Raw genomic sequence first — 5,365 nt, 5'->3', positions numbered from 1 at the left:
ATACGTTAACGTATGCTGATGAAGATAAGATCGCGCACGATTTAGTATTGGGAACAGGAGCTGTATCATATGATGCTGCAACAAACACGTTAACTTACGTAGATGCAACAGGAACATCTAAAGACTTCGTATTCAACGAAACTGATTTATCATATGATAAAACAACAAAAGAATTAACCTATACCAATTCTTTAGGTAATACACAAACCATTAGCATAGCAGAACTTCTTGCTGATAGTACAACGAACACCTTAGAATTAACAGGCAATTCACTGAAAAGTACAGTAAATGGCGTTTCTTCTACCGTAACCCTAACAGAAGGGAATATAGTTTCAACAGCGGGTATTACTTCCACAAGTATTACCGTAGGAAATGGAGCTGAATCAACCTTGAAAGATGTTACGTTAGAAATTACGGCGGGTACTAATGGGCAAGTGATGGTTACAAAAGAAGGAAAACCAACTTGGACAGATCAATCTGATTTAGCTCGAAACATCTATACACACGATGGAACATTGATAAATGCTCCAGTAGACAAAACAAGAAGAGTTAGTTTTGGTGAATTTGATAACCTAACGTATCAAAAGGCAGATCAAAGCCATGAATTCACATATGATCCAACACATGTAGGGTTAAATATGTTTGGTAAGACAACGGCTTCAATTGGATTGATTTCAAATGAAGGAGCGAATGGTGAACAGTCACAATTGAATTTAAGTAACAACAAGAACATCGCTGAAATTAATGTTAATACGGATAATGGATTGAGAGTTGTTTCTGAATACCGAAAAAACATCGCTTTTAGTACTTCAGAGCGTGTGGTTGGAGGTGATAAAGAACTTTTTGACAACGTTATTTTTAACGGTGATGGTGGAGTTCAGATTGTGAATATTAACAAACCAGCGTTCAAAGGAAGTCAAACGGATAAAGTTGTTGTCGCAGATCAAAATGGAGTATTAAAAGCATTAAAAGCAGCCATGCCGAAATTCTTTTATATGCCTTCAGTAATGGTACCAACAGCAGAAAATCAGGTGACTCAAAGTGGAGTAACATTCGATAATACGAGTAGAACAGGTACGATTGATCTATATGCAATCTATGAACAACAATTCGGATCTCCAATCATGAGTAGTGTTCCAGGTTCAATTTTACCTGTATTGCCAGCGAGTGAATTGATCTTCCACGTAACGTATGCAACGCCAGGAGTATTTACAATCGAGAGCATCTCTGCTACAGGATTGATGACATACAAAGTAAACGGATCGGCTAATATCAACATGGGAAGCTTTATCAATATCGTATTCTCAGTTAATGAAAATAATTAGTGATGAGTAGAAATATACAATACATACTGTTAGTTTTTGTGCTGTGCTTTGGAATCAAAGCACAAGCACAACAAATCAATCTGAAAACAGTAAATGAAGAATTGGAATTGCTACAAGGAGAAGCAAGAGAAAAACTTGATTTTTTACTTTATAGCACTCCACCGAAATTGTTTATTGATGATGATGGTTCCATGAACTATATCTGGAATCAAGATAGAGCTATTGAGAGTGTAGAGGTATTTGGAAAAAACCAATTTACTCTTTTAACGAATGAAACACATGCCACAGATTTTAGAAGTGCAAAAGTGCTGATTCTTCGTTTATATAATAATGAAACATTTGAGGTAAACGAAACACTCTTCAACTATTTTACAGCGTTGAATTACATAATCGTACAATATGAATCTGAACGAGCTAAACAAACAATTGTGAATCAAATGTCGCAATTAAAACAAGCTGAAAAATTTAGAGACGTAACCTTTCTGTTAGATAAAATCAATAAGGGAGATGATTATGAAGAATAATAAGTTTTTAAAGTATTGGATAAGCGCTCTAGTAATCGTGTGTAGTTTTCCACTTTTTGGACAAAGTGTTGTTTCATTTACTCCACGTACCTCTCAAAAAGCACCGGCACCCTATAAAGGAGTTTCTACATATAATATACAAGGAGACTTTGTGATGTTAGGAAATACAAACCTAACCTTATCATCTTATAGAGATGACCGAAATAACAACAGTAATAATATGGTTGTTGTCGATAAAGACAATGATAACAATACCTACAATTCATCTATGGCTGAATTGAAACTAGGAGCTGAAGCACCGATGTGTTCAGAAATATTATATGCAGGGTTGTATTGGACAGGTAGAGCACAAAATAGTGGTAGTAATGCAGACAATATTGTGTTCAAAAGTAAAACCTATTACAAAAATAAAGTAAAGTTTAAGAAGGAAGGTAATTCATATTTTGAAGTTAGTGCAGGAAATGAAATCGCTTATCCAGGATCAGGAAACGCCTATATTTATGTAGGATATGCAGATGTTACAGACTATGTAAGAGCCAATGGTGTAGGAAATTACTGGGTTGCTGACATGGCTTTGTCGGAAGGAAGTAACGGAACTGGATATTTTGGTGGATGGGGATTGGTTGTTGTCTATAAAAACGCGGCAATGAAGTGGAAAGATATTACCGTATTTGATGGCTATTCTTATATATCTGCTAATGGCGGTCAACAAGTACTTGACTTATCTGGATTTAGAGCCGCTCAAAATGGTGATGTTAAAGTGAAAATGGGAATGATGGCTGGCGAAGGAGACGTGAGTACAACTGGAGATTATTTCGAAATTCAAAAGAGAATGTCGAATAATTATTTAAAGTTAAGTCATGCCGGAAATACAACAAACAACTTTTTTAACTCCTCTATTTTTACAGGTGGAAATAATAGAAATCCAAATCTAGATAATAATACGGGGATAGATATTAGTATGTTTGACTTACCTAATACAGGAAATGAGTTGATCAACAATAACCAAACATCTACTAAGTTTAGATACGGAACAAGTGGAGATTTATATTCTATTTTCAGTATTGTATTCGCAGTAGATGCCTATGTACCTGAAATTGTAGGAGAAAATAAAGCAACTAATTTTGGTGGTACAACACCCGTACACAATGGGACAGTGACTCCTGGACAAGAATTTGAGTTTGAATTAGATGTCTATAATAAAGGAACAGAAGCTGTTAATAGTTCAAAGATTGAGATTCCTATCCCAAGTAACTTGCATTTTGTAAACGCAACTATTCAATCAAATTTACCAGCAGGCGGAACAGTGTCTTGGGTAGCTCCAATAGGAGGAACCGATGATCCAAATGTAACATCTGGTGGAAAAATTGTATGGAACATAGGTACTTTACCCTTAGATTCAGGCGCGAGAAACACAGTATTAGCTAAGTTGAAATACCGCTTTAGGGTTTCGAATGATTGTATCTTATTATCAACTAATGTATGTGGATTAAATGTAAAAATTAATGGTAAAATTTCAGGTGTAGGAGCGACATCTTCAACAGAAGTGAAATCAGACTTAGTAAGAGATTATGGTAACGGAACTTGTGCCGGACCAGTATATGACGATTTTGTTTCAACCATTTCATTGAGCGATTCATTTTTACAAAATTGTACTCCACCAGTAGAAAATAATGTGATGCAGTTCAAAGCATTTTGTCAAGTTACTCCTACCGGTTTTTTACGAGAAGAAGTAACAACTCAATATCCTGTAGGAACGAAGTTCTTTAATATAGTACCAGCGTCTTATGCTTCTAATACCGGTCTTGTTACAGGAAATTTCCCTGTAAATGCGGATGGAAGTAAAAAGAGCTACTATGCTATGACACCAGGTATGGAAGCAGGATGTTATGCTAAGTTAGAAATTAGCGTAGAAAAAGTGGTAACAGAACCCATAGTGAAAAATATCACTTTGTGTTATGGAGAAGACCTAGTATTAGAAAATAGACTCTCTGACGTTGGGGTAAGTAAGCAATACGAATTGGTATACTTTGTCAACCAACAAGATGTAGCACCAATTGCTGAGATACCAAATCCTACTGAAGTGGGAACTTATACGTTTTTTGTTGCAGAAGGAAGAGCAGGATGTATTGGTCCTAAGAAAGCGTTTACTATTACAATTAATGCGTTGCCTACAATGAATAGAGAAGTAGATGACCTTGTAATTTGTACGAACTTCGATACAACAACAACGGTTGAAGTATCTGCAACAGGAGTGAATTTTTCTTGGGAGTATTCAACTAGTGGCGGAACAACTTGGCAAGCGCTAGACAACACAACATTTTCAAATAAAGTAGTTCTTACGGATAATAAAATAGAAGTAAAATACGCTAATGCGCAGTTGAACGGAGTGAAAGTTCGATTAAAAGTTGATAATGGTGAGTGTGCCGTTACTTCGAAAGAATTTGAAATTCAAGTGAACGATTGCCCTGCAGCAACTAACCCAATGTTGTTAAATCCAGCTATTAAATAACTAAAAACGAAGCACAATGAAAAAAGTAATGAACCAACCTTTCTTGTTTCTAAGTTTAATAGGAGCTAGTAGCGCTGTTAACGCTCAATCCTCGAACGAATCTTTTGTCAATCAAGGACAAATCTCAGTAGCGAGTGGCGGAGTAGTATCGACGTTGTATGATTTTGACAACCAAGCAGGTGCAAAATTGAGCAATGATGGAACGGTGTATTACTATCGCGATTTCAACAACGATGGATATTATTCATTCACCACGAATCGCAAAACGGGTAAAGCCGTATTTACGCGTTATGCTGGCGAAGGAGAACTAGGTGCTCAACTCATCAGCGGGAGTGAGATGTCAGAATTTCACGATGTAGAGTTGAATAACGCTACCAAGAAAAAGGCGTTTGATTTGAAAAACAACATGGAGGTTTACGGAACTGTTGACTTTCAAGATGGCATTATCAAGGTAGATCCTACAGTTTTACCAGGGGAGAAGTTGTCTCAAGGGATGTTGAGTTTTCAACAAGGAGCCAAAGCGATCAATGTGAAAGATGCATCTCACGCAGAAGGTTTAGTAGAGAAAATCGGGAACGAGTCATTTCAATATCCTAAAGGTGACCAAGAGAAGTATCGCTACGCACGCATTTCAGCGCCAGAGTTAAAAACCGATGGATTTGTTGGCGAATACCGCACAGAAGACGCTGCTTTTTTCAAAGCTCGTCCTACAACAGCAGGCGTGATCAAAGAGCTTAATACCAGTGAATACTGGTTAATAGACCGCGGAAATGAGACTAAGAGCGATATTTTATTGACATTGAGTTGGGATGAGCGTACAACATTACCGGCTATGTTAGTAGATCCAGAAAATGAATTGCACATTGCCCGTTGGGACGCTCAACAACAATTGTGGGTAGATGAAGGCGGCGTAGTGGATATGTCAAGTAAAGAAATTACAACGGTTTCAGCGGTAAAAGGTTATGGTTTCTTCACCTTAGCGACAGTTAAGAAAGACTGGATCT

At 37.0% G+C, this 5,365-nt stretch carries 4 protein-coding genes; all 4 read left to right on the top strand.

Annotated features, from left to right (window positions below):
- A partial coding sequence (locus H4K33_RS16045) for a hypothetical protein (protein WP_182650818.1) occupies nucleotides 1–1,325 on the top strand: 1,325 nt, incomplete at its 5' end.
- Between the two features lie 2 nt (nucleotides 1,326–1,327).
- A complete protein-coding gene (locus H4K33_RS16040) occupies nucleotides 1,328–1,849 on the top strand; it encodes a hypothetical protein (protein WP_182650816.1) in 522 nt (173 codons plus the stop codon).
- A complete protein-coding gene (locus H4K33_RS16035; protein WP_182650814.1) occupies nucleotides 1,839–4,361 on the top strand; it encodes a DUF11 domain-containing protein in 2,523 nt (840 codons plus the stop codon). The genes H4K33_RS16040 and H4K33_RS16035 overlap by 11 nt, the downstream gene beginning before the upstream one ends.
- Before the next feature lie 16 nt (nucleotides 4,362–4,377).
- Nucleotides 4,378–5,365 (top strand): gliding motility-associated C-terminal domain-containing protein (locus tag H4K33_RS16030; RefSeq protein WP_182650812.1); only part of this gene is annotated, 988 nt, incomplete at its 3' end.

Origin of the sequence: Myroides sp. WP-1 (genome assembly GCF_014145635.1) — a bacterium.
Classification (GTDB): domain Bacteria; phylum Bacteroidota; class Bacteroidia; order Flavobacteriales; family Flavobacteriaceae; genus Flavobacterium.
This window is presented reverse-complemented; position numbering and strand designations above follow the sequence as displayed.